The sequence below is a fragment of the Desulfovibrionales bacterium genome (assembly GCA_028715605.1).
GTDB lineage: Bacteria > Desulfobacterota > QYQD01 > QYQD01 > QYQD01 > QYQD01.
In genome coordinates, this window is sequence record JAQURM010000001.1 from 284,128 (window position 1) to 308,527 (window position 24,400).

General features: G+C 49.6%; 29 protein-coding genes and 1 tRNA gene. 8 read left to right on the forward strand and 22 right to left on the reverse strand.

Annotated features, from left to right (window positions below):
* Positions 1-71 precede the first annotated feature (71 nt).
* The gene (locus tag PHT49_01320) at positions 72-1,241 is read left to right on the forward strand and encodes a cytochrome c3 family protein (protein ID MDD5450520.1); all 1,170 of its coding nucleotides are present in this window, start codon (positions 72-74) and stop codon (positions 1,239-1,241) included.
* Positions 1,242-1,263: 22 nt separating this feature from the next.
* Here the strand turns inward: PHT49_01320 and PHT49_01325 are convergent, their stop codons facing one another.
* The 3 genes from PHT49_01325 to PHT49_01335 all read right to left on the reverse strand — a co-directional run bounded on the left by PHT49_01325 (position 1,264) and on the right by PHT49_01335 (position 3,718).
* Positions 1,264-2,400, reverse strand: coding sequence for an ABC transporter substrate-binding protein (locus PHT49_01325; protein MDD5450521.1), 1,137 nt, complete (start codon positions 2,398-2,400; stop codon positions 1,264-1,266).
* 282 nt (positions 2,401-2,682) lie between these two features.
* A complete protein-coding gene (gene tatC, locus PHT49_01330; protein MDD5450522.1) occupies positions 2,683-3,408 on the reverse strand; it encodes a twin-arginine translocase subunit TatC in 726 nt (241 codons plus the stop codon).
* A complete protein-coding gene (locus tag PHT49_01335; protein MDD5450523.1) occupies positions 3,401-3,718 on the reverse strand; it encodes a twin-arginine translocase TatA/TatE family subunit in 318 nt (105 codons plus the stop codon). The genes tatC and PHT49_01335 overlap by 8 nt, the downstream gene beginning before the upstream one ends.
* A gap of 193 nt (positions 3,719-3,911) precedes the next feature.
* Here PHT49_01335 and PHT49_01340 point away from each other — a divergent pair, with 193 nt between their 5' ends.
* Together PHT49_01340 and mobB are read left to right on the forward strand one after the other, a co-directional pair.
* Positions 3,912-4,787, forward strand: coding sequence for a septal ring lytic transglycosylase RlpA family protein (locus PHT49_01340; GenBank protein MDD5450524.1), 876 nt, complete (start codon positions 3,912-3,914; stop codon positions 4,785-4,787).
* Between the two features lie 43 nt (positions 4,788-4,830).
* Positions 4,831-5,346 carry a molybdopterin-guanine dinucleotide biosynthesis protein B gene (mobB, locus tag PHT49_01345; protein ID MDD5450525.1) on the forward strand — a complete coding sequence of 172 codons (516 nt, stop codon included), beginning with the start codon at positions 4,831-4,833 and terminating at the stop codon, positions 5,344-5,346.
* A gap of 92 nt (positions 5,347-5,438) precedes the next feature.
* Here mobB and PHT49_01350 read toward each other — a convergent pair whose 3' ends face one another.
* The 4 genes from PHT49_01350 to PHT49_01365 all read right to left on the reverse strand — a co-directional run bounded on the left by PHT49_01350 (position 5,439) and on the right by PHT49_01365 (position 9,257).
* Complete coding sequence (locus tag PHT49_01350; GenBank protein MDD5450526.1) at positions 5,439-6,947, reverse strand: hypothetical protein; 1,509 nt, start codon at positions 6,945-6,947, stop codon at positions 5,439-5,441.
* Between the two features lie 113 nt (positions 6,948-7,060).
* Positions 7,061-8,242 carry a hypothetical protein gene (locus PHT49_01355; GenBank protein MDD5450527.1) on the reverse strand — a complete coding sequence of 394 codons (1,182 nt, stop codon included), beginning with the start codon at positions 8,240-8,242 and terminating at the stop codon, positions 7,061-7,063.
* Between the two features lie 371 nt (positions 8,243-8,613).
* Positions 8,614-9,090, reverse strand: a complete 477-nt coding sequence (locus PHT49_01360; protein ID MDD5450528.1) for a hypothetical protein — start codon at positions 9,088-9,090, stop codon at positions 8,614-8,616.
* A 92-nt stretch (positions 9,091-9,182) separates the two neighbouring features.
* Positions 9,183-9,257 (reverse strand) — tRNA-Cys (locus tag PHT49_01365).
* 357 nt (positions 9,258-9,614) lie between these two features.
* Here PHT49_01365 and PHT49_01370 point away from each other — a divergent pair.
* Positions 9,615-10,181 (forward strand): CvpA family protein, encoded by a 567-nt coding sequence (locus tag PHT49_01370; protein ID MDD5450529.1) that lies wholly within the window; start codon positions 9,615-9,617, stop codon positions 10,179-10,181.
* Positions 10,182-10,202: 21 nt separating this feature from the next.
* Positions 10,203-11,000 carry a nucleoside triphosphate pyrophosphohydrolase gene (gene mazG / locus PHT49_01375; protein ID MDD5450530.1) on the forward strand — a complete coding sequence of 266 codons (798 nt, stop codon included), beginning with the start codon at positions 10,203-10,205 and terminating at the stop codon, positions 10,998-11,000.
* 47 nt (positions 11,001-11,047) lie between these two features.
* Here the strand turns inward: mazG and PHT49_01380 are convergent, their stop codons facing one another.
* From PHT49_01380 to ffh, 15 genes are all read right to left on the reverse strand, one after another.
* Complete coding sequence (locus PHT49_01380) at positions 11,048-11,731, reverse strand: YggS family pyridoxal phosphate-dependent enzyme (GenBank protein ID MDD5450531.1); 684 nt, start codon at positions 11,729-11,731, stop codon at positions 11,048-11,050.
* A gap of 21 nt (positions 11,732-11,752) precedes the next feature.
* Positions 11,753-12,382: a Maf family protein gene (locus PHT49_01385; GenBank protein ID MDD5450532.1), complete on the reverse strand. Its 630-nt coding sequence runs from the start codon at positions 12,380-12,382 to the stop codon at positions 11,753-11,755.
* Positions 12,334-13,107, reverse strand: coding sequence for a TatD family hydrolase (locus PHT49_01390; protein MDD5450533.1), 774 nt, complete (start codon positions 13,105-13,107; stop codon positions 12,334-12,336). Before PHT49_01390 ends, PHT49_01385 begins: the two co-directional genes overlap by 49 nt.
* 5 nt (positions 13,108-13,112) lie before the next feature.
* On the reverse strand, positions 13,113-13,802 hold the full coding sequence (locus tag PHT49_01395) for a twin-arginine translocase subunit TatC (protein MDD5450534.1): 690 nt from the start codon (positions 13,800-13,802) through the stop codon (positions 13,113-13,115).
* A gap of 193 nt (positions 13,803-13,995) precedes the next feature.
* A complete protein-coding gene (locus PHT49_01400; GenBank protein ID MDD5450535.1) occupies positions 13,996-14,820 on the reverse strand; it encodes a phosphoribosylformylglycinamidine synthase subunit PurQ in 825 nt (274 codons plus the stop codon).
* 438 nt (positions 14,821-15,258) lie between these two features.
* On the reverse strand, positions 15,259-17,040 hold the full coding sequence (locus tag PHT49_01405; GenBank protein MDD5450536.1) for a DUF6178 family protein: 1,782 nt from the start codon (positions 17,038-17,040) through the stop codon (positions 15,259-15,261).
* 117 nt (positions 17,041-17,157) lie between these two features.
* Complete coding sequence (locus PHT49_01410) at positions 17,158-17,520, reverse strand: YraN family protein (protein ID MDD5450537.1); 363 nt, start codon at positions 17,518-17,520, stop codon at positions 17,158-17,160.
* A complete protein-coding gene (locus tag PHT49_01415) occupies positions 17,513-18,154 on the reverse strand; it encodes a ribonuclease HII (GenBank protein MDD5450538.1) in 642 nt (213 codons plus the stop codon). The genes PHT49_01410 and PHT49_01415 overlap by 8 nt, the downstream gene beginning before the upstream one ends.
* Before the next feature lie 8 nt (positions 18,155-18,162).
* Positions 18,163-18,507, reverse strand: a complete 345-nt coding sequence (gene rplS, locus PHT49_01420; GenBank protein MDD5450539.1) for a 50S ribosomal protein L19 — start codon at positions 18,505-18,507, stop codon at positions 18,163-18,165.
* 11 nt (positions 18,508-18,518) lie between these two features.
* Positions 18,519-19,088 (reverse strand): RNA methyltransferase, encoded by a 570-nt coding sequence (locus PHT49_01425; protein MDD5450540.1) that lies wholly within the window; start codon positions 19,086-19,088, stop codon positions 18,519-18,521.
* Entirely contained in the window at positions 19,088-19,831 is a 744-nt protein-coding gene (trmD, locus tag PHT49_01430; protein MDD5450541.1) for a tRNA (guanosine(37)-N1)-methyltransferase TrmD, read from the reverse strand. The genes PHT49_01425 and trmD overlap by 1 nt, the downstream gene beginning before the upstream one ends.
* Positions 19,821-20,345: a ribosome maturation factor RimM gene (gene rimM / locus PHT49_01435; protein ID MDD5450542.1), complete on the reverse strand. Its 525-nt coding sequence runs from the start codon at positions 20,343-20,345 to the stop codon at positions 19,821-19,823. Before rimM ends, trmD begins: the two co-directional genes overlap by 11 nt.
* 7 nt (positions 20,346-20,352) lie before the next feature.
* Positions 20,353-20,583, reverse strand: coding sequence for a KH domain-containing protein (locus PHT49_01440; protein MDD5450543.1), 231 nt, complete (start codon positions 20,581-20,583; stop codon positions 20,353-20,355).
* An 84-nt stretch (positions 20,584-20,667) separates the two neighbouring features.
* On the reverse strand, positions 20,668-20,916 hold the full coding sequence (rpsP, locus tag PHT49_01445) for a 30S ribosomal protein S16 (protein ID MDD5450544.1): 249 nt from the start codon (positions 20,914-20,916) through the stop codon (positions 20,668-20,670).
* Positions 20,917-20,949: 33 nt separating this feature from the next.
* A complete protein-coding gene (gene ffh / locus PHT49_01450; GenBank protein ID MDD5450545.1) occupies positions 20,950-22,278 on the reverse strand; it encodes a signal recognition particle protein in 1,329 nt (442 codons plus the stop codon).
* A gap of 258 nt (positions 22,279-22,536) precedes the next feature.
* On the opposite strand from ffh, the gene rpoZ reads away from it, so the two are divergent.
* Genes rpoZ through moaC form a run of 3 tightly spaced genes read left to right on the forward strand, consistent with a single transcriptional unit; the run spans position 22,537 to position 24,387 of the window.
* Positions 22,537-22,779: a DNA-directed RNA polymerase subunit omega gene (gene rpoZ / locus PHT49_01455; protein ID MDD5450546.1), complete on the forward strand. Its 243-nt coding sequence runs from the start codon at positions 22,537-22,539 to the stop codon at positions 22,777-22,779.
* A 12-nt stretch (positions 22,780-22,791) separates the two neighbouring features.
* Complete coding sequence (dnaJ, locus tag PHT49_01460) at positions 22,792-23,883, forward strand: molecular chaperone DnaJ (protein MDD5450547.1); 1,092 nt, start codon at positions 22,792-22,794, stop codon at positions 23,881-23,883.
* A gap of 18 nt (positions 23,884-23,901) precedes the next feature.
* Positions 23,902-24,387, forward strand: coding sequence for a cyclic pyranopterin monophosphate synthase MoaC (gene moaC / locus PHT49_01465; GenBank protein MDD5450548.1), 486 nt, complete (start codon positions 23,902-23,904; stop codon positions 24,385-24,387).
* The last annotated feature ends 13 nt before the right edge of the window (positions 24,388-24,400 follow it).

Genomic DNA, 24,400 nt, shown 5'->3' on the forward strand with positions numbered 1-24,400 from the left:
TTACTGAGCATGGGGCGATTTAACGCCCCATGCTCATGTTTTAAAAGTATTTTTCCTCCCGGAGGCCCGCCATGGCATGGAAACATAGATCAATGGCTTTAATCAGGCCGACCGTTCTCTTATCTATTTATCTATTTTCTACTTTCCTTTTTCTCATCTTTTTAACCCCAGCCCTGGCCAAAGTTACGGGTGAATGTGTCAATTGCCACACCATGCACAACAGCCAGGGGGGAACAGCTATGCCTGGAGTGGGGAATATAACCGAGACCGGGCCATTTGATGCCCTTACACGCGGAACTTGTGTGGGCTGTCATTCCAATACAGTGAGCGCTACTATCAAGACCCTCGGGTCCTCAAACATCCCAGTGGTCTTTAATACCGTGCCGCCGGCAGCCGGAACTGAGCTTGCGGGGGGGAATTTTTACTGGGTTGTATCGAAAGGCCAGGCCTATGGGCATAATGTGTTGACGATTCCGGGCATTACAAATGATACAAATTTAACAGAGGCCCCGGGCAGCCCAACCGGTGGCGGAGGTGCCTGCGCCATTTGTCATGACCGCATAGCCGCTTGTACGAGTTGTCATTATCCGTATCACCACGGTGAGGATGCCCGGCCAGTCGTTGGTTCGGATGTACAGGATGCCGGAAATAATATTAAGGCCGTTTATTACCGGTTTTTGGCTAACGGCTCAGATCAACATGGCAGCGGTGGGGTAATGGGTATTGAAGACTCGGACTGGGAACGCACCAAAAACGAATCAGACCATAATGTTTATGCTGGTGGCGGTATTCCAGGCAGTAAAAGTAGTGGTCTTATGCAGGACGATGAATCGATGTCGAATTGGTGTGCAGGGTGTCATACGGGCTTTCACAACGCGGATGATACCGGGACGGCCAGCCCCTGGTTACGCCATCCCAACAACTATGCATTGCCAGCGGATGTAACTAAAGAATATCGCCTATACAACACTCCTGACGGTTCTACAATAGGCCCATATAACTGCGAAGCCCCTGTGGCCCGTCCTGACATTTTGACATATGCAGGTGATCAAAGTCTTGTCCGTCCAGGAGCGGATCAGGTTATGTGTCTTTCCTGCCACCGCCCACATGGTACACCTTACAAGGACATCCTTCGTTGGGCGTATGATCCTGACGACGGAGGTCTGATCATCGCCGGTACTACCGGGGCAGGCGCGAGAACCGGTTGCTTCATCTGTCATACCAGCAAGGATGGGGTGTAGTGCCGGAGTAATAAATTCGTTTCTATTGCGGCTGAATAGTAGTTATATATCTGAACCCGCCATTTTCCACCTTTAGCATTACTGCCTGCTTGATGGTCTCCCGGCCCTTTATGGCAATGTTTCCGGTTACCCCTTCAAAATTGGTTGTCCTGGACAGGGCGTCCTTTATCTTTTCGGGATGGGCAGAACGGGCTCTTTCAACGGCATCGAGCAGGAAGTTATAGCTATCATAGGAAAGGGCGCTCACAGAGTCCGGCGCGGCCTTGTTTATCTCGTGAAATTTTTTTACGAATAGTTGGCCGCGTTTGGTGGTAGCTCCTTTTTCATCGAAGTGGGTGGTAAAATACAGCCCTTCTACGGCCTTACCGCCGATCTTTATCAATTCATCGGCCTGCGCGGCATCGCCGGAGACTATAATTGACCTGATGCCAAGTTCGCGGGCCTGCCGGGCGATAAGGGCGTCTTCCATAAAATAACCGGGGACATAGATAATATCAGGCCGCATGCCGCTTATACTGCTTAGCTGCGCCGTGAAATCCAGGTCGCCGCTCTGGTAAGCCGTCTTGATAACGACTCTCCCTCCCCTTTTAGTAAATTCCCGCATGAAAAAATTAGATAAGCCCACGGAATAATCCTGGCTAATATCTATCATTACTGCAGCCGTGCGGGCCTTGAGATATTCACGGGCAAATTTTGCGGCCACGTAGCCCTGAAAGGGATCCGAAAAGCAGACCCGGAAGATATACTGGCGTTTCTGTGTTACCAGAGGATTAGTGGCCCAGGGAGTCACCATGGGAATTCGCGCCTTCTCTGCTATGGGGGAGCCGGAGAGGGTGTTGGAACTGGTGAGTTCGCCGATTATAGCCGTGACCCGTTCTTTTTCGATAAGCCGCGAGACGGCATTGGCTGCCTCCATTTTATCGCTTTTATCATCAACCAGTATGAGCTGGACCGGTCGGCCGAGTACGGTTGGCCGGTCCTTGTGCACCATCTGCAGTCCTTTCCAGGCCACCTGTCCATAGACGGCAGCTGGCCCGGTCATGGGCAGATAGACGCCGATACGTATTGGCTCAGCCGCAATGGTAGTAGAGGGAGAGATATAAAAAATGGTTACAATTATCAACATGATCAAACAAAGAATCGAGCTTCTGTTTTTCATAAACTTACCCCCGGGATTAAATAGTAGGTATCAGTTTAGCTGGTTGAAAACGTATTCTTAAATCCCTCCCAACCTCCCTTTTTCAAAGGGAGGAGAAACACTTCCCCCTTTGGGAAAGGGGGATCAAGGGAGATTTGAAGGCCACACCACATGAATCAGCAAGTTGAACAGCATATTTTTTTATAGACGACAACCTCGTTTTCCGATATTATTATTACAATAAAATTAATATGTTAACCTGTCCCAAAAGATTGTTCTTTAAATATATTGGACAGCAATGACTTAAGAACCTACTGGTCTTGCAAACAGGCGCGCGCCTAATACACCGATCTCATACAATATAATGAGTGGGATGGCTAACATAACCTGAGAGATGATGTCCGGCGGAGTAAGTATGGCGGCTATAATGAAGACAATGAGGATGTAATACTTACGCCTGGCCCGTAATTGTTCGTAGGTGAGAATATCCATTTTTGCTAAAAACACCAGGAAGAAAGGTATTTCAAAGGCCAAGGCAAAGGCCAGGAGTGCCTTGGAGGCAAAGACCAGATAGCTCTTTATGGTAATAAGCGGCTTCATAGATGGCGTGGCAAAACCCAGGAGAAAATTGAGCGCCAGAGGCAATATCACAAAATAGCCGAAAAGGGCCCCCCCAAAAAATAAAAGGGTCGATGACCCGACAAATACTAACGTATACTTGCGTTCCTTGTCTTCCAATCCAGGCGATACGAATTTCCATATCTGGTGTATGATAACCGGGAAGGCAATGATGAAGCCCATTATCATAGAGATTTTAAAATAGGAGATAAAAGCCTCGGGCAGTCCGGTATAAATAAGCTTATTACCCCGGCCCATGGCCGCAAAGAGCGGAGCAGCAAGGATGACGAATATCCTTTCGGCCAGGGCGTAAGATATGAGAAATCCGATGCCGATTGCTGAAAAGGATATGATGAGCCGATTGCGTAGTTCTTTTAGGTGGGCAGTAAAGGGCAGCCTGAAGTCAGCCATGGAGGGGATCCTTGGGGCTTACACCTTCTCTTTCGGCCAGGGTATCTGGAGAGTCAGAGGCTTTTTCCGGTTTTTCAGTTGTAGTTGTTTCCGTCTCTAAATCACGTGGAGGGTTGTCTATTACCGGCGGGCCTCCGGAGGTGTCCAGATCATCCGCGTTAAAGCTCTCTTTGAACTCAGAAGAGGCTCTCTTGAATTCGGTCAGGCCCCGGGCCAGAGAGCGGGCCAGATCAGGCAATTTTTGCGGACCGATAACGATGAGCGCCACGATCAAGATCAGGATAAGCTCTGAGATACCGATACCAAACATGCATCAACTCTAAAACTTTTTAGGCTATGCGTCAAGTAAACGATTACACGATGTCATTAGTCAATAGTCATTTGTCACTGGTAAAAGTTGATTGATCTTCCACAGTTAACAGGACCGATGATTAATGACCAGCGACGGTGCCTGTAGTTTTAGGCCATTGACAAGCATACATATTTCCCCTATCATACCGGCCATGGGGAAAGCATCACCGCTCGTGCCTAAGGCAGATTCGCCGGGGCGAAAAAGACGCAAAGGACGCATAGAACACATATTAAATTCGAAATTCGAAATTCGAAATTCGAGATTTTTCTATCTCTGTATCCTTTGTGTCTCTATGGTTACTTTCTTTACGGCCTGCGCCACAGCGCCCCGGTATCAATACTCTCGCGGCATAACCCGTGATACAAAAGGTACTCCTCCCACTCAGCGGCCTTATGAGATCTTTGGTGAGGTCTATTATCCTATACCTTCAGCAGATGGTTTCGCCGAAGAGGGCATAGCCTCCTGGTACGGCCCGGACTTCCACGGCAAGGGCACCTCCTGCGGCGAGCTATATGATATGTATGAATTTACCGCCGCCCACAAGCTCTTGCCCATGCACACCTATGTACGCGTCCTCAATCTCGAAAATAACCGGGAAACGGTGGTGCGTATAAATGACCGAGGCCCTTTCGTAAAAGGCCGTGTTATAGACCTGAGTCTGGCGGCGGCCAGAGAGATCGGCATACACAATAACGGAACGGCTTTTGTGCGCGTAGAGGCCCTCGGGACGCCCACGGAAGTCTCTGAAAATGGACGGCGGGTTAAGCGGTTCGTCCAGACTGTGGACTACCGGGCAGGCAATTTCTGGATACAGGTTGGCGCCTTTACTAACAAGGATAATGCTGACCGCATGCGGGCCACCTTAAATAGAAACTATGGCCAGGTCGATATCGAGGCCCATAACCGTGGAGATGCCCTATTTTATCGCGTTCAGGTCTTTGCCGCCACCAACCTGGATAAGGCCAGGGATCTTCAGCGGCAATTTGAAGACAATGGTTTCCCTGGCGCCTTCTTAGTGGCCAGGTAATCTTTGCCCCCCTTTGGCAAAGGGGGGGCGGGGGGATTTTTAAGTGAAAGTGGTCTGCATTGTTGGTCCGGCAAAAAGCGGGAAGACGCTTCTTATTGAACGGCTCATTCCAGAGTTAAATCGCCGTGGATTAAAGGTAGCGACGGTAAAGCATACACATCACCGCGATGTTTCTCTGGACATCCCCGGTAAAGATACCTACCGATACAGGCAGGCCGGGGCAGAGATTATAGTTTTGGCTTCACCAGATGGTTTTTCTATACTTACTGAAGAGGCTGGGACCTTTGGCCTGGAGGAAGTAGTCTCTGCACTGCCCGAGAAGTCAGATATTATCCTCGTCGAGGGCTTTAAACAGGCAGGGTTCCCAAAGATAGAGATCGTACCCGACGATATGGCCCCTTTATTTGTCAATGATCCCTCATTGCTGGCCCTGGTTTCCAGCAATACTCTTCCTGCAGCAAAAGTCCCGTGCTTTAAGCCCACGGACATTGTGGGCATAGCTGAATTATTGACATCATGGCAAAGTTCAAAGTCCAAGGGCCCAAAGTTTAAAGTTTAAAGTTCACAGTTCAGGGTTAAAAAACCGTGAACGTGGAACTCGGAACCGTGAACTTCTTTGGTTGCGGCTATGCCGCGCTGTGTGCTCTGCATCTATATCCTTCTCTCCAGCATAGCCCGGTAATCAGCCAGATTGCACCCGCAGTCTGGCGCAGGACAATACCTCATCCCCATCCATGCTTCTCCTTTTTCCTGTTGCGAAATACAGTTGAGATCGAGGAGCTGATCCACACCGGTTACAATCATTCCGGCGTAGATGCGCACCCAGACATTGGCCCAGCGGTTGGCATCGTAGCGCCTGAAATTGACGTCCCAACCGAAATTGCGCGCATACTTGGAATAGACCAGGCCGGCAATATGCTTGGGATGCCAGCCGATAGCCATCAGCGCCCTGACTATTGTACGCAGGTTGGTAGGTTGAAGAAGTAAAGGGTTAGGGCAATGAAACGGCAGGGCTACACAGGGCGGGATAGAGCTTAACTCAAAACGATCATAACCCTGGAGCCAGCCGGATGCGTTATCCTGCCGGGCGTCGTCGTACCCCAGATGAAAGGCGTGGAGACGGGATTCTTTGTATGCACGAATCAACCCGGGCATGCCCTTTGGTTGATCAGGAATATACGTACCGACCTTTTTTGCCCATCGGGCGGATTTCTCGGCGCTTGTTCGTGTATCCAGAACTCTGGTCAGAGGAAGTTCTGCATCCCGCAGTTTTCTGGGGACAGAAAACAGGGAACCTACACGCCTGGCTACGATATCACCTAGGACGTCCCCTCTTAACATGTGCTTGGAGTAGGCAGAAAATGGACACCGAATACTCCGGGTGTGGAGGGGATTGGTGTAGAGGGAAAGGTCCAGGGATATAGCCTCACGCTTCTCGTTCCCGCAGACTACATCTCCTACTACTACGGGAATAGGGGGTGTGCAGGCGGATACCTCTGTCAGGATTCGATGGCAAAGAAATTCAAACATCTTGCCCATGGCATCAAAGGCCCTGGCATCTTTTTCCGGCACCGGCCGTCCTCTTTTAGGCGAGGGGTGGCTATAGTCATATTTCAGCGTCTCTTCCACATGCCCCAGGGATGCCAGGCTGTCAAAAGCAGGGCTATCTTTGCTGACAAGTACGTCAAAATTATAGCCCTGACCGGTAGTAACAGCCAGGGGTGCGAGTCCATAAGACTTAAAGACATCTAAAATGCCCTGATACACCGGCTCCATAAGCATGAAGGCCCGCTTCGGGGCAAGATAAGGCTCTCCCGGAAATGACTTGGAAAAATACTCGACATCGAGAACACCGAGGGCATTTTCCCGATCCCATATTGAGCGGTGGATGTCAAGGCCGTTATCCAGGGTCCAACCCAGGCTGAAAGGCTTCATGGAGGCATGATCGCGGTGATTTATCTCGAGGAGTCTGTGTCCGTAGGCAGATATGTACTCTGTAGTAGCAACACAGAGCAGTTCCTTTAATTCTATGGAATCGGCCAGAGGATGGGAAAAATCAATACACGTAGTCAGGTCAGTAAGCAGCTCAGGGGGGACACCTAAAAATTCCAGTATACGTGTCAAGATAGCTGGATTACGGTAGTAATGTATAATATCCATTCCAAAAGAAAATCCGAAATTCGAATATCTAAATCCTAAACAGGGGCTTGGAATTTGTTCAAGATATTTGGATTTAAAATTTGTTTAGGATTTAAGATTTTCCCTCCCTACAGCTAATCTTCCCACAGATACGCATACCTTCGCGTGTCTTCCGCAATGCGGCGGGCCTTTTTCACAATATTGTCGTATATAAGCCGGGCCGCTTCCAGCATCTCTATGTAATTCCGCTGATAGATTTCGAGCATAATGAGTACATCCTGCCGTCGTTCTATGTTGTAACGAAGGAGGCGGTTGATGACCTTGGGCAGGTTCATCTCCACCTGTGGGTTATAAGCATATACAGGCTCATCCAGCCTCAGTTTATGCAAAAACGGGCTTTCTCCCGGACGAAGACCGGGTATCTCATGAGTAAGGTGCTTCCAGCATCCGCCCAGGTGATAGAGAAAAATATCGCCGTCAGACAGACCGGCCCCGGCGGTAAAGATATTTTCCATGGCATAATCGAGATAGTCAGTACATGATGCCTCTAAGATACGAAAGTTGGGGATAAGATGTTCGAATCTGGCCTTGTTTTCCAGTATCAGGGCACGGGAACGCCAGAAGTGGGAGACGTCAAAGCAGATTTTAAGATTGGGAAGAAACTCCCGGCAGGTCTTGAAGATACTAACCATCTCTTCCGGTGTGGACGGGAACTTCGGGAATTCAAGATTTTCTATAATGGGGATAAAGCTAAAGCCGGATTGCTTATAAAAATCCGCCCAGCCCTGAAAAGCCTTTAAGGCCACGGCAATCTGTTCGCTGCGATTCCAGTCCCAGTAATCCTTGCTTTGCGCCAGATGAAATACAAAATAGTCAGCAGATATAAGGTGCGCAAACAGCATGCCTTGTTGGGTGCTCTCTATCGTCTCCAATTTTTTGTGGATATCCTCAGAAAGGATGTCCATATCACGTATGGACTGGTGCACCCCAAAGATGTGGCCCGGTCGGCGCATGGCCTCAATAATCCCGGCATAAGGCCCTTCGGACGCCCCTTGTTCCGCGGCCCGGCCTAATTTGAGCCATCTGTTAGCCTCATCCGCCACATAAGAGAAATCCCCTTTTTTCTTAAGCCAGGGCATTTCCGGCTGTAATTCAAAAAAGAGTTCTTCTGTTTCAAATTTATCCTGGTAGCGCTGAAAGAATTCCGAGAGATCCTCGGGAAGCCGCATAGTCTCACGGTGGTAGAACCCGGCATCGCTTAGGGCCAGGCCCACCCGAATACGGGGAAGATTTTTTGGGGGGATAATTGCCGGCATCTTTAAAAACCGTTTGCCACAGAGAACACATATTATAAATTCGTAACACTTTAGGTGTTTGAAACAATCCTACACCCAGAAAAGGCTATTAATCTGGGACTCAGGAACTCATGAAAGAGCAGAGCAACCAGAAGCCGAATTGCTGAAAATCAATTTCTCAAAAATACTTTCCTGATTTCCTGAGTTCCAGATTCAAACGTCTTCCTGAATTCTTTCAAGCTCTCTCCTTCCTGATTTCCTGATTTGATATGTTTCTTTGCACTTTTTATCATGCATTTTCAAAACGCTAAGTTGTTACATAAATTCTAATTTCGGAATTCGAAGTTTTTCTATCTCTGCGTACTTTGCAGTAAAAAATGCTTCCTCCGTGGCTAAATTTTTTCTTTGACTAACTTGCGCACGTTTTTGGGGAAGTAATCGAGACCTTTCTGCTTTATCAACTGCTTGAGTTCAGAGTCGCTCCTGTTAGTCTGCCAAAACTGGTTGAGTTTTTCTGTTTTTCCTAATTCGCCCAGGGTCTTCAGATACAGGAGCCTGGCTGTCCCATGCATGAAATGCATACGCTTTATGTATTGATACGTCTCGGCGTATTGTCCTTGTCCGGCGCGATTCCGGGCCAGATGATAGAAGACAAGGTCGTCATGCCCGAGGTCTAAAGCCAGTTCCAGGGCGGCAAACTCCTTGTCCGGCTGTTCAATTTCCCGGTAGCGGTCAGCTATATCCAGGTAATCTTGAATCGTTCCTTCATCTTTCCGAATCCGTTCCAGGGCCGGGATCAATTCCTCAGGGACCTCATTCTCTTCCTCGCCATCAAAAAGAGTCTTATAGACCAAGAGTTCCGTGCGCATAGTTCACTCCCCGTAAGATTTAGTATCTTATCTTATTTTTAGCATGGAATGAGTATAAAGAAAAGGGACTTTAGATTTGAGGTTTAAGGGAATGGAGGCGGCGACCGGATTTGAACCGGTGAATAACGGTTTTGCAGACCGCTGCCTTGCCACTTGGCTACGCCGCCGGAGGGTTTCGTGTTTCGAATTTAGGATTTATTTCTAACACATGGGTAGGGGTTTGACAAGGGGAAAGTAGGCCCCTGATCACCATCAAGACATCATCTGCGGCGTTGCCTTCGATCGCGCCTCCTTGCGACGTATTGCTCCATACGCCTCAGTCGTCGCTCCTCGGCGCCTTGCATCTAATATCTTGCCGGTGATCAGGAATACTCCATAATCTGCTGATCTTAATCTTGACAGCCAAATTAGACGGTGGATGTGGGTAGGCGGTCTGTGCCTTGCGGATTGAGGTTGAAAAATAAGGGGGGGTCACCTATAATGCCTCTGATCTTCTGGCAGGTTTAGTGGAGGCAGAGAAGTTTATGTATTGGCCGGATATAATTATACTCGCAATTATAGTTTTTTTTACCGTCAAAAGTGCGATTCGCGGCATTATAAGAGAAATTTCTTCGGTTGTAGCCCTGTTAGCCGGTTTCGTCATTGCCAGCGCTTACTATATAAGGCTGGGAAATCTTCTCTCCGGGTTGATTACAAATGCCGGCATCAGGCATCTGTTAAGTTTCGCAGGCATCTTCCTCCTGGTCTATCTGATATTCATCCTGCTCGGTATGGCCGGCAAAAAGATAATGAAGATCTCATTACTGGGCTGGTTTGACCGTACGGCTGGCGCGCTCCTGGGGTTTGTCAAGGGGATCTTTATCGTCTGCTTGATATTGATACTGATTACCGTCTTTCTTCCCCAAAAGGGCCTTTTTATACAGAAATCGAAATCATATAAGTATCTGAAACGTCCCATGGAGATAATGCTTTGCCTGGTTCCCCATACCCTGAAGGAAGGCTTTCGCGAAAAGCAAGAAGCCTTGTTTAAGTCATTCGATACCAAAGAAAAACAGAAAAAGGGGATAAAGGGTACCCCCTCCAGCCGATAAGAAATAACCCGCTCATCCCCAATGCGCGATAATAAAAAAATCAAAGAAAACTTTTTCAGATTAGTCCAGATCATGGATCGGCTCCGTGCCCCGGAAGGCTGCCCCTGGGACCGGAAACAATCCGCAGGGACAGTAAAAAACTATCTTCTGGAAGAGACTTATGAAGTGATAGCGGCGGTTGAGGACGATAACCCCGGTCAGGTCTGTGAAGAACTGGGCGACCTGCTCTTTCTTATCATATTCTTATCTTTGATGTATGAAGAACCGGAAGCCTTTAACATAAATGATGTGATGGAATCTATCGCAGCCAAGCTAATCCGGCGGCATCCCCATGTATTTGGCGCCGAAAGGGTCGCCGGTGCCGAAGAAGTCAGGGACCGGTGGCATAAAATCAAGCGGGAGGAGGCCAGACAGCGAGGTGAGGAGGGGTCATTTTTTGCTTCGGTGCCCCGTAATCTCCCCGCATTGCTTCGCGCCCAGCGTATCGGCGCCCGGGCCGCCCGTACCGGTTTTGACTGGGAAAATGCGGACAGCGTCTGGGAAAAACTGGATGAAGAACTGTCGGAGCTAAAAGAGGCCTGCAATAGAAATAACCCGGCGCACATCAGGGATGAAATGGGCGATGTCCTCTTTACCCTGGTTAACTTAAGCAGACATCTCCATATAAATGCGGAAGAGGCCTTGCGACTTACGGTAGATAGATTTATCAGGCGATTTGATGAGATGCGGGGCACACTGGAAAAAGACGGCCGGCCGCTGGAAGAATTCACCCTGGAGGAGATGGACGCCGTCTGGGAAAAGGTCAAAAATAGCGAATAGCGTTTAGGGTATAGTGTGTCCACTTGCTACCCGCTAATCGCTATACGCTATCCTCGTGGCCCAAACAGGGCCGTGCCGATACGCACTATGGTAGCCCCTTCCTCTATGGCTACCTCAAAATCCCCGGTCATACCCATAGATAGCTCTTCAAGGCGGATGTTGGGAATATTCCTGACCTGGATTTCCTTCTCCAGCTCCTTAAGACGGCGGAAATAAGGCCGCGCCTTTTCCGGGTCGGCAAAGAAAGGAGGCATAGTCATAAGCCCGCGCACAGAGAGATTGGGCAGCATGGCTACTTTTTCCAGAAAAGGCAAAAGGGCATTCGGGACAATCCCGCCCTTGTTTTCTTCTCCACTCAAATTGACCTCGATCAGAACGGGCATAATCCGGGGAATGGCCGCCGCCCGCCGGTTAAGCTCCATGGCCAGGTCTTCGTTATCCAGAGAGTGGATGAGGTCAAAAAGCCGGACTGCATACCTGGCTTTGTTGGTCTGCAGGCGGCCGATGAAATGCCAGAATACCCCAAGACCGACCTCTTCGATCTTGGCCCGTGCCTCCTGGACATAATTTTCTCCGAAAAGTTTAAGTCCGTAAGAAACAGCCCCCCTTATCCTGGCCGCCGGCACAGACTTCGTAGCCGCCAGCAGCTTAACCGTAGATGGGTCGCGCCCGGCCCGGCAGGCCGCCCCGGAAATCCTCTTTTGGATAGCGGCAATATTTTCTGAAAGCATATCTTCCTTTAATCCTATACGTTACTCGCTAATCGCTACCCTGGGACGGATTATATCCACAGCCTGCATGGCCCCGATTAATTCAGATAAAGGCAGACCGACCACATTGGTATATGATCCCTCTATCTTCTCTACCATGAAGGCGCCGATACCCTGGACGGCATAGGCCCCGGCCTTGTCCATAGGTTCTCCCGTGACTACATAACTTGTAACCTCGGCCGTAGTCAATCTCTTTATCTTCACGCGGCTCTGAACCGCCTTTCTATATGCCGCGCCTTTGTCGTGGTGCAACAGGCAGAAGGCCGTGATAACCTCGTGCCAGCGGCCGGAAAGGCGGCCCAGCATGGAAATCGCCTCTTTCTCAGTCTTTGGTTTGCCCAAGACTTCATGGCCTATAATGACAATAGTGTCCGCAGCCACCACCCAGCTCCGGGGATGACTACAAGAAACCGCCCGGGCCTTGGCCTCCGCCATTTCCAGGGCATACCGGGCCGGGTCGCCATCCACGAATGGGGCCTCTTCGACGTGGCTGACTACCACCTCAAACTTAAGCCCCAAGGTCCGCAAAAAATCCTGACGCCGGGGCGAACCCGAGGCCAGAATCACCGGGCCGGTAGTTTGAAAAGGGCTTGGGCGTTTTTTCGTGTCCATTGGGCGACCTCTACATCCGAACATCCCTTTATTTCAGCTATCTTTTGGCCTACATGGATGACATAGGCCGGCTCATTTCGCTTCCCCCGATAAGGTACCGGCGCCAGAAATGGGGCGTCGGTTTCAATTAGCAAACGATCCATAGGGACATTCTTTACCACATCCTGCAAGATGGTAGCCTTGGGAAAAGTAACAACACCGGCGATGGAAATATAGAAGCCCATATCCAGGCACTTCCCGGCAAAGGTATAATCACCTGAGAAACAGTGAAATACACCGCCCATATCCTCTGCTTTTTCTTCCCTTAAGATACGGATGGTCTCATCATGGGCATCACGGTCATGGATAATCAGTGGCAGCCTTAACTCCCTTGCCAGTTGTATCTGCTGCCTGAAACATATCTCCTGCTCCCGCCGCGGGGAATATTCCTTGAAAAAATCAAGCCCTATCTCACCAATGGCCACTACACGCGGATTTTTAGTCAGATGTCTTAGATCGTCGTAAGTCTCGTCGGTTACCCCTTTCGCGTCATGGGGGTGTATGCCTGTAGCGGCAAATACGCCTTCATACTGTTCGGCAATAGCCACGGCCTGCCGGGAGCTGGGGAGATTAATGCCAATGGTAATTATCTGTCTGACCCGGGCCGCATGGGCCCTGGAAACTATCTGTGCCTGGTCTGAGGCAGAATCATACATGTCCAGATGGGCGTGGGTGTCGATATACATGCGCCTTAATTCCCCATGATCCGCAAGGCTACAATGCCCAGCTCGTATAAGGCATAAAGAGGCACGGCCATAAGCATCATGTTAAACACATCGGGCGTAGGGGTGGCGACAGCCGCCACAATGGTGACTATAAATATAGCGTAGCGGCGGGAGCGCTGAAAAAATCCGGCTCCACAGAGTCCGATCCTGCCACAGAAGGCCATGCCTAAAGGCAACTCAAACATGGTCCCAAAGGCCAGAATAAAGACAAAACAGAAGGTAAGAAAGCGGTCGAGGGAAATAGCCGCCTTAACGTGCGCGGTCTGATAACCAAGGAGGAACTTAACACCAAAGGGAAGGGTAATAAAATAGCAAAAGGCAGCCCCGGCATAGAATAAAAGGATGCCTGTAAGCACAAATAACAGCCCTGTTTTCCTGGTCAGCCCATAAGGTTTAGCTACAGCGCGCCAGAGCATTACCATAATAAAGGGGACGAGCGCAAAGATACTGATGGCGAAGGAAAGTTTAATCAACGCCATAAAAGGCTCGGAGACTGAAAAAAAGGCCAGTTCTTGATGGAGGTGGCCCTGGAGGGCGGCTAGTATCCGGCCGGAAAGAAAGTAAGCGCCTATGGTGGCAGCCACCAAGGCCGTAATTATCCATAGTATGCTGCGGCGCAATACAGTCAAAAATTGTAGTAACTTTTCTTGTTCCATCAGGCCTATGCCGTTAGCCGCAGAGGAAAAAATGAAAATCTGGAAATCAAGAAATCAGGAACAAAAGATTTTTTCATGAGTTTTCGCCCCGGCGAATCTGCCTCAGGCACGACCTGAGTTCCAAATTTTATTCTTTTTGCAGTCTTTGCGCCTTTGCGTGAAAATATGCCCCCTGCGAACGGTGTTATTTGTATTAGAGGTGTTTACGAATAAAATTGACGGCGTTTTTAAATAATATAAGCCCCTGGCCTTCTTCAGGCAGTTTCTCCCGTGTCCAGCGAGGATGGTTGGTATAATGCAGATAGGCCTCAGGATGGGGCATAAGCCCGAAGAGTCTCCCGGTAGGATCGCAAATACCGGCGATGGCATCTGTGGAACCATTAGGATTCCAGGGGTATTCCATGGTCGGCTCATCACCCGCTGCCTGCGTATATTGAAGAACCACCAACCCATCCGTATGTAATCTTTTTAATACAGAGGCGTCCCGGGCGATGAATTTCCCCTCGCCATGCCGTACCGGTAAGTAGAGGCGGTCAATGCCCTTTGTAAGCACGCAGGGAGAATGGCTGTTCACCCGGAGGCAGGCCCAGCGATCTTCAAAACGGCCGGAGTCATTATAGGTCAACGTTACCTCGCGTTCCGTGTAGCGGCCGTCAAAGCCAGGCAGAAGGCCCAGCTTGACCATCAACTGGAAACCATTGCAAACGCCGAAGACAAGTTTGCCCGCATTAATAAAACGAAGCAGTTGTTCCAGAAGGCGCTCTCCGCTGCCCCGGACCGTGGCATAGCGAAAACGATTGGCGCCGGCCTGGGCGGCGCCGAGATCATCTCCATCTAGGAAACCGCCGGGCAGATTCAAAAAGTGGTAGTCATCAAGGCGCTTGACACCATAAATAAGATCACTGATATGAACAATGTCAACTTCGTCCGCACCGGCCAGGCGGCAGGCATGGGCCATCTCCATTTCACAATTTGTGCCATTGCCGGAAATAACAATAGAACGCACTTTTTTTACCATCTATCCTCCAAAGCGAGGCCATTATAGTCCAAGGGGGTAAAAAATCAAGCTATTCAAACGTGGACTTTCCCCAAAAAACTCGGCAGATTAGGTCAACGTATTAATTTTTAGCCAATTTTCGCAGGCTGGAAATGGAAGCCGTCATCCCTTCGCTTCACGGCTTTTGCAGCGACCCTTTCGGGACTCGCAGGCGGGGAAGGTTTGCCCCTTCCAGTCTCTAAAGGGCTGGCTTTCCCCTTCCTGCTCGCCCTCGAAGGGTGCCCCACTGCTCCAGCAAGTTTCGCTCAGGAACAACGGCTTCCATAAAAATGTGGGGAAAGTCCACATCCAAACTTTCCGAATCTACTATCTTCCATTTAGTTCACCCCACAGCATGCAGAGGGCGGGGCGTCACGTTGGCAGCTATCAGCGGCCGGTTTCCGGGTGGCGCATGAAATCTCAAATTTCTACGAGGAGGACATGGATGTAACGCGGATCTATAGGGGTGTGAATATCAAGAAATCCCATATCTTCTTCTATGCGTTTATGGCAGGCTTCAAGATAGCGGGTAATACGCCCCCGCTCTTCGGGTGCAGGAGAAAAAAACGGCCCCAGCAGGGTCTTTTCCATCTCTTCTTTTATATCCGGTGAGAGCTTTCGCCCTTTTTCTTTGCTGCCTTTCGCCCAAAGTCCGGGGAAAAGGGTGTGGAGTTCCTCGACCGTAACGGGCCAAAGACGCGGGGTATTTTTTGATAGCATTTGGGCCACGACAGTAAACAGGATTACACTCCAGTTGAGTTCTATGGCCATCTGAATGTTGCATGCAGCCAAGGGAAGGTCCTTTATCAGGCCATAATCGGCAAGACGTTCTTTCATCAACCTGCCGATGAGTTCTGCCTCTTCCAGCCTTTCCTTAGTTTCCTCCACCTCGCGCAGCGCACCAAAATCACGATAATCATCGCCCCTATCCATTCTGTCTGCGCCAAAAGGGTCGTAATAGAGCGGATGCCTCCGTAATAACCCGGCCAGAAGCGAACGCCAGGGTTCATCCGCCGGAGAAAGGTCTTTCTCTACACAGCCTTTATTGACCATAGATAGGGCCTTTTTCTTCAAGGCTATAGCCTGCGCATAGCCAAAGCGAAATATCTCAGTTAGGGGCGTAGACTCAAGGAGCTGCCGGGCCTGTTCGGGTTGCCCCTGGCTGATATATTCCAGGCCGATATTAAGGTAGCGGGAGGCCTTCTGGATCCCCCTCTTAATATCCTTCATCTCGTCGAAGTCAAGGACATCGGCCATGACCACATGGTTGCATACATGGGCCCAACCGCGCTTGATGCGGTCCAGAAGCTCTTGATCACTTATGAGTTCAAGGACCTTTAGTACAAAAGAGGGTCGTTCGGAAACAGACAGCGGATATACAGGCGCCGGAGCTTTGGACTCCATGTCTGATTCGATGAGATGTGGAGATGTAGCCGGTTTTACACGGGAGGGATCGGGTATGGAGGGCGGTTTGTATATATCCAGGGCCTCATGAAAGGTGGGGACACCATGCTCTGCCAGTCTGGCCTGCCGCCATTTATAGGCATCCTCTTCACTCTCCATTTCAACGTCCCAGACTATAGATTCCATGAGATCAAAGTAAAGCTTTGGATTTATCTCCCGGGCAATCTCCACGATCCTACCCAGCGTTTCCTGAACGCCAGGCTTCTTAAAGCGAATAAAGTAATAATTATCCACGGTAAAGGGTGGGAAGGCGTCAATCTCTTCAAGCCTGTCTTCCTCCATGCCGACCTTAAAGGCGCTGGCAAAATGTTTAAACAGACTCACCAGGAGAGCAAATTCCACGGTATTAAGCCACGCGGCTACCTTGTCCTCACTGCAGGCAAAGAGGAGGCGCAGCCACTCAAAAATCTTATCGGGTCTAAGGCGGTCCTTTTGCCACCAATCAATATCCAGGATAAGGTGCAGTTGCTCAGAAGTGGTCAGACTGATGAGCGGGAGGGCATCTGTGGCCCCTATCTCTTTTATCGTAAAAAATAACTCTTCCGGCGGGAAAAGGGCCACGATCTCTTCTGGACGGCTCGTCAGTAGCACCAGGGACTGTCTTTCCTTCGCGGAGGCGCGCATTATAAAGTCAACCCGATCCGGCAAAGGCAACTGATCCAGAAAACGGCCTGCTTCGCGGGCCTCCAGCTTTAGCAAGTCACCCGGTGATTTTTCCGTATATGAATTCACTTCCATAATATAAAACCCTTTCAGGCCATCAGCCCTCAGCGGTCAGCAAAAAAGAGATTTCAAATTTCAAATCTAAAATTAAGAATATTGGGACTGAACGCTGATAGCTGAATGCTTATAATTTCAATAGGTAACATCGAAGGCATTTTTGATAAGTTCAAACTGCGGCTGGCCACCTGCAAATTGGATGGTCACCACGTCGAAGCGGGCTTGCTGGCTGGAAAGCCCATTCTTATTTATAAACGCCAGGGCCGTCCTGGACAACTGTCTTTTTTTGTGGGCGGTAATAGCCTCCTTGGGATCTCCATACCTAAGGGAGCCACGGGATTTAACCTCTATGAACACCAGCGCCCCGTCTTCTTCCGCAATAATGTCCACCTCTCCCAGGCTGTCCCGGTAGTTTCTGGCCAAAATAACATACCCGGTTTTTTTGAGGAATGTTACGGCTAAGTCCTCTCCCTTTTTGCCGGCGAGTATCTTATCCAACCACATACTCCTTTACACCGCGAAAGCTCCGCCGGTGTATGGGGCAGCAGCCATGTTTCTCAATGGCCTGGCGGTGTTCTCTGGTGCCATAGCCCTTGTTCCGGCCAAAGTTATACACCGGATATTGCTCATGGTACTTATCCATAAGCGCATCCCGATATACCTTGGCAATGATGGAGGCCGCGGCAATAGATACGCTTCGGGAATCCCCTTGGGCTATGGTTTTTTGGGGAATGGCGGCGGGCATAGGCACAATGCCGTCCACCAGGAGATAATCCGGCCTGGGATTAAGCTGAGCCACAGCTAGTTGCATAGCCTTAAGCGTGGCCTGAAGGATATTAATCTGATCGATCTCTTCTGACTCTATGGCGCCGATGCCTATAGATATGGCCTGGCTACGGATAAGATCATCGCAAGTGGCTCGCTGGCGGGCAGAAAGGACTTTAGAGTCATCTATCCCCGTAAACTCACCGGTAGGGGGCATAATAACAGCGGCAGCCACCACCGGTCCTGCTAACGGTCCCCGCCCGACCTCATCTACCCCGGCTACAAACCTCATACCTTGAAGGTGAAGTTTTCTCTCCCAGAATAGAAGTCCGCCTCCTTCGAATTCGGGCGAGGCAAGCTCCAACATAACTATCCCTACCTCTTTTCCTTAATGCGAGCCGCCTTTCCGGACAATTTACGGAGATAGTAAAGTTTGGCCCGACGTACCTGGCCATGAGAGATGACCTCAATACGATCAATACGTGGTGAATGTAAAAGGAAAGTCCTCTCTACTCCCACGCCATAGGAAACCTTTCGCACAGTAAAGGTAGTATCAGCAAGGCCCCCGCGCATACGGATAACTATCCCCTCAAAGACCTGAATGCGCTCTTTTTCTTCGCCTTCTTTTATCTTGACGTGGACCTTTACTTTATCCCCTGGTCTAAAATCAGGCAGATCGCCCCGCATCTGTTCACGTTCAAGCAGTTCCATTACATCCATAAAGTACCTCCCTATCCTCTGTCACCCAAAAATCTATCTACTATAATAGCCGCAGCGCTGCGCACAGAAAGGTGATTGTACTGTGCGCATTTTTGCACCGGCTTTAAAACATAATCGGCTTGTTCTATTACCTCTCCGGCTAATCCCCAGGCCGTGCCGAAAATCAACAATAGCGGGCGATCACCCGCTAACAGTCTCCGCGCCTCTTCTATACCAAGCGCCGGCCTTCTTTCCCTGGCGCCTGTAGCCAGGACAACGGGTTCCTTGCCGGTTCCGGCCTGAATACTTTCCCGGGCCTGTTTGATGGAATCGCTAACCCGTACCAAATTAAGGGCATCTACCCGGTCCTTATTGTACACGCCGCCCCAGCCGAAAAGCCAATGGTCAAGTATCCGCCCTATAAAAGCCTGTTGTTCTTTAACCGGGGTTATAACATGGAAGGCGCCCAGATCATAAGTTTTCGCCAGCCGCGCTAAATCATGTAAGTCCAAATTAGTTACGGCTGAGGCAATAATAGAGCCATTTTTATTATAAACAGGATAGTGGACAAGCGCTATGTCCACCCGAACCTTATTTTGCATCAGCCGGCCTTAAGTTTGCGCTCCCTTTCAATATCTTCCAGCAAGCGGCGATCCCTAGCAGACAGGTCGGCAGTCTTCAACATATCTGGCCTCTTGAGCAAAGTCTGCTTCAGGGCCTCTTTGCGGCGCCAGAGAGCGATCTTTTCATGATCCCCTGACAATAAAACAGACGGAACCTCCATCTCCTGCCATACCTGCGGCCTGGTAAACTGGGGGTACTTCAGGAGGCCGTCCATAAAAGAGTCTCTGGCCGCCGAATCCGGCGAACCCAGCACACCCGGCAACAGCCGGGTTATCGATTCAATGAGCACTAGGGCAGCTAATTCTCCCCCGGAAAGGACATAGTCGCCGATGGATACCTCGTCATCTACAAAATGAAAAAGCCGTTCATCAATGCCTTCGTAACGCCCGCAGATAATGAACAGGTGACTATGTGCGCTCATTTCTCTGGCTACGGCCTGTGTATAAAGCCGGCCTTGCGGGCTGAGCAGAACCACCCGGGTTCCGGCATCTTTAGTCTTAATGGCCTGGATGGCCCGGTAAATCGGTTCGGGCTTCATCACCATCCCCTCACCACCGCCATAAGGACGATCATCCGTAACCTGATGTTTGTCTGTGGTGTAATCCCGCAGATTTATAACTCTGACGGTGACCTTGCCTTCCTTGACGGCCTTGCCCAGAATACCTTCGGCCAGGACTGAAGACGGCAGTTGTGGGAATATGGTCAAGATATCAAATATCATTCATATTCAACAAATCTTCCAGCAGGCGGATCGTCATGATCTTGTTCGTCAGGTCTATATTGACCACTACGTCCTCGATAGCCGGGATAAGATGTTCTTTTGGTCCATTTTCGACTACATAGACGTCATTACTGCCGGTCGGAAAAATGGCCTTTATCTTTCCCAGGACAGACCCATCTTCTAATCGGACCGTCAACCCTATAATCTGGTGCCAGTAGTATTCGTCAGCCGGTAACTCTTCAAGCCACTTTTTTGAACAATAGACCTCTGAATCAATAAATGACTCCCCCTTTGTGCGGGAATCCACCCCCGATAGACCGAGAAGGCTGACTTTCCCTTTCACGCCGGCAGATTCCAACCTAAACTCTTGAAGTCCACCAGCTTTATCTTTCAACCAGACGGCTTTTAATGCCTTGAAGCTATCGGGCGATTCGGTGTAGGACAAGACCTTCAACACTCCTCTAACACCGTGAGCGCCGACTACTTTTCCGATGAGGATGTAATCCTCATCCATTAGCCTGCTACTCAATGATCTCGAGGACTGACCTCTTCCTTAACTTGGTCGAGGCAGCGCTTAAGATAGTACGCATAGATCGGGCAGTGCGTCCCTGTTTGCCGATAACCTTTCCCAGGTCCTCCTTGGCTACCTTCAATTCGATGACGGAAGTCTGCTCGCCCTCTATCTCATTAACTTCCACTGCATCCGGATTATCGACCAAAGCGCGTGCAATATACCTGATCAATTCCTTCATCTCTCCAACCCTCCCTATCGTTAGGCTCGCTCGACGATCGTACCCTGCAAAAATATTCTATACAGTATCCGTCCAAAGTGGAAGTTATTTTTTTAACAAGCCGCCGCTGATAAGTAAGCTCTTTACTGTGTCTGTGGGCTTGGCCCCTTTCTGCAGCCATGCGGCCAACTTTTGCTCGTCCACATGGACGACATGAGGCGTTTGCTTGGGGTCATAAGTGCCTATTTTATCGATAAATTTACCATCTCGCGGCGATTCTGAGTTTGCTACTACCAGACGATAAAAGGGGCTTTTTTTGTCTCCCCGCCGCGCCAATCGGATTCTAACTGCCATACTATTTTTTACCTCCCCGGTTGTTGGTTTTTACTATCCTGAAAACAGATTTTGTATATTTCTCAGTCCACCCTTTTTGAGCTTTTTCATCATCTTTTGCATGTGGACGAAGTTTTTCAGCAGCTTATTTACATCTTGCACCGAGGTGCCGCTGCCTTGGGCGATGCGCCGCCTGCGGCTTCCATTTATGATTGTATAATTGCATCGTTCCACCCTGGTCATGGAATTTATAATAGCCTCTATCCTGACCAACTCGCTCTCGTCCGGACGCAATCCTTGCAATGATTTGATCTTGTTTAGTCCGGGAATCATGCCGATAATTTGTTCCAGAGTCCCCATCTTTTTTATCTGCTGTAGTTGATCCCGGAAGTCCTCCAGGGTGAAAGACTCTTTTCTGATCTTTTTCTCAAGTTCTACGGCCTTCTTGGCATCAAGAGTGGCCTGGGCCTTCTCAATAAGAGTCAGGACATCACCCATCCCCAGTATGCGGGAGGCCATGCGATCCGGATAGAAAGGCTCTAAGGCATCTAATTTTTCACCCACTCCAACAAATTTAATCGGCTTCTGAGTAACCGCTTTTATAGATAGGGCCGCTCCTCCGCGGGCGTCGCCATCCATTTTAGTGAGAATTATACCCGTTAGCCCCAGGGTCTGGTTAAACTTCTCGGCTATATTAACCGCATCCTGACCGGTCATGGCATCGGCTACCAGAATAATTTCCGAAGGATCAATGGCCGCCTCGATGCCTTTCAGTTCATCCATGAGTACCGTATCAATGTGCAGGCGCCCTGCTGTATCTATGATGACGGTATCATAGGCCTTCTCCCTGGCCAGAGTCATAGCCCTCCGGCAAATATCCAGGGGCTTCATATCCGGCACAGACGGATAAGCGGGCATGTGCAAATCATTGGCCAATTTTTGCAACTGGTCGATAGCCGCCGGCCTATATATATCGGCCGGCACCAGATAAGGGCGCCTCCCCTTACCCCGCAGGTGTAGGGCCAGCTTACCCGCCGTGGTGGTCTTGCCCGAACCCTGCAGACCAACCATCATGATAGACACCGGCCATTTCCCCGAAAAATTAATGTCTTGTTTCTGCCCCCCCATCAGGGCGGTCAATTCCTCCTGAACTATCTTAATAAGTTGCTGCCCCGGGGTAAGACTGTCCGACACCTCCTGTCCGACAGCGCGTTCATGGACTGTATTGACAAAATCTTTAACGACTTTATAGTTTACATCAGCCTCTAAGAGGGCAAGGCGCACTTCACGCAGGCCGTCCTGAATATTCTGCTCTGTTAATTTGCCGTAGCCCCGAAGCTTCTTGAAAACGAGGTTAAGGCGTTCGGTTAAGCTTTCAAACAAAACACTACTCCCTGAAGATTTGAAACATAAAAGGATATTTATAAAATTTCTTTTGACAACCGTCAAGCAAATTATGTTTACAATTTCTTCATATAATAGTAAGTCCGAATCCTAACCATCAAAAGAAAGAACAAAAAAACATTGCTAAGTAGAATAAACTTACTATAATTTTTATTTTATGTTTTATACGGTAATTAAATACCAAAATTATGTTCGTAGGCTTTTTAGGCCTGAGGCCTAAAGAAAGGATGATATAGCATGGCACGAGTTACGGTTGAAGATTGTCTAAAAAGGATTAGTAGTCGATTTGTCCTGGTTAATCTGGCGAAAAAAAGGGTTCAACAGCTTCGTAGCGGCGCGCAGCCTCTGGTTCAATCCAGAAACAAGGAAATCGTTGTGGCCCTGCGGGAGATAGCGGCAGGGAAGGTCACGCCTGAAAATGTAGATGAACTGGGAAAGGTTGAAAAAGGGTTGCAGATAGAGGGGGAGGTTAAAGAGTAGAACAGTAACGATATGATCAAGCGCGATTATTATGAGGCACTTAATGTCCCGCGGGATGCTTCTGAGGAGGAGATAAAAAGGAGTTATCGCCGCCTGGCTATGGAGTATCATCCAGACCGAAACCCTGGAGATAAAGAGGCGGAAGAGCGTTTCAAGGAGGCGGCTGAGGCCTACGAAGTCCTTATGGATCCCCAGAAAAGGGAAATTTACAATCATTATGGACACGAAGGGCTACAGGGCGCTGGATTTCGGGGGTTCAGTGGATTTGATGACATATTCGCCAGTTTCAGTGATATATTTGAGGAATTTTTCGGCTTCGGGACTACAAGGCAAGGTCGAACTGCTTCCAGGCCGGGGGCCGACCTGCGCTATGATCTGAATATTTCATTTGCCGATGCAGCCTTCGGCAGGGAAACAGAGATAGAAATAAGCAGGCTGGAAACCTGTTCGGTCTGCGGAGGCAGCGGTTGTAAAGAGAATTCTCGTCCCGGCACCTGTCCAACCTGCCGCGGAAGAGGTCAGGTCGTACGCGCAGAAGGTTTCTTCCGTATCAGTACCACCTGCCCGCACTGCCGCGGCGCAGGGACCATCATCACTAATCCCTGTGAAAATTGCGCCGGTAGCGGGCAGACACGAGTCAAAAAGAAAGCGGCCATTAAGATTCCTCCGGGTGTGGACACCGGATCAAGGCTTCGATTGCGGGGAGAAGGGGAAAGCGGTGAAAGAGGCGGTCCACCCGGTGATCTTTACGTAGTTTTACATGTTGAGCCCCATGATTTTTTTGAACGGAAGGGCTATGATATTTATTGTCATGTACCTATTCCCTTCACTCAGGCGGCCTTGGGCGACAAAATCGAAGTTACTACCCTGAAAGGAACTAAAAAAGTTACTATCCCTGAGGGCATACAATCAGGCGAAGCTATCGTCTTAAAGGGCGAAGGCATACCCTTTTTGCAAGGGCACGGGAAAGGGGATCAGATAATAGAGGTGATTGTCAACACACCGGTATCCCTTACCGCCCGTCAGAAAGAAATTTTATGCGAATTTGCCGAAATCGAGGCAGAAAAACACGCCGGTTTTTTTAAGAAAATATTCCGTAAGTAAGGTAAGGATTTTCAAGCCATGCAACCCTTAAGCCATTTTGATGCCCAAGGGAAGGCGGTTATGGTGGAGGTCGGCCATAAAGAGACCACCTATCGTTGCGCCCGGGCTGGCGGTTCGGTATTGGTAAACGCCGAAACCCTACAGTTAATTAAGGAAGGGCGGGCTGATAAAGGGGATGTCTTGGGGATAGCCCGTGTGGCCGGCATCATGGCCGCCAAAAAGACCAGCGAACTCATCCCCCTCTGCCATCCATTATTCATCTCCAGTGTACATATCTCTTTTTCCCTGGATGAAACAAATAATAAGGTGTTAATCGAGGCCATAGTCAACAGCCAGGGCAAGACGGGCGTGGAGATGGAGGCCCTGACCGCTGTTTCTGTAGCCGCTCTGACCATCTACGATATGTGTAAGTCAATGGACAAAGGTATAATCATCATGGACATTTGCCTCCAGGAAAAAGAAGGAGGGAAGAGCGGTCACTATAAGAGGCCGGTCACGGGATAAGTCCGGGTGATCT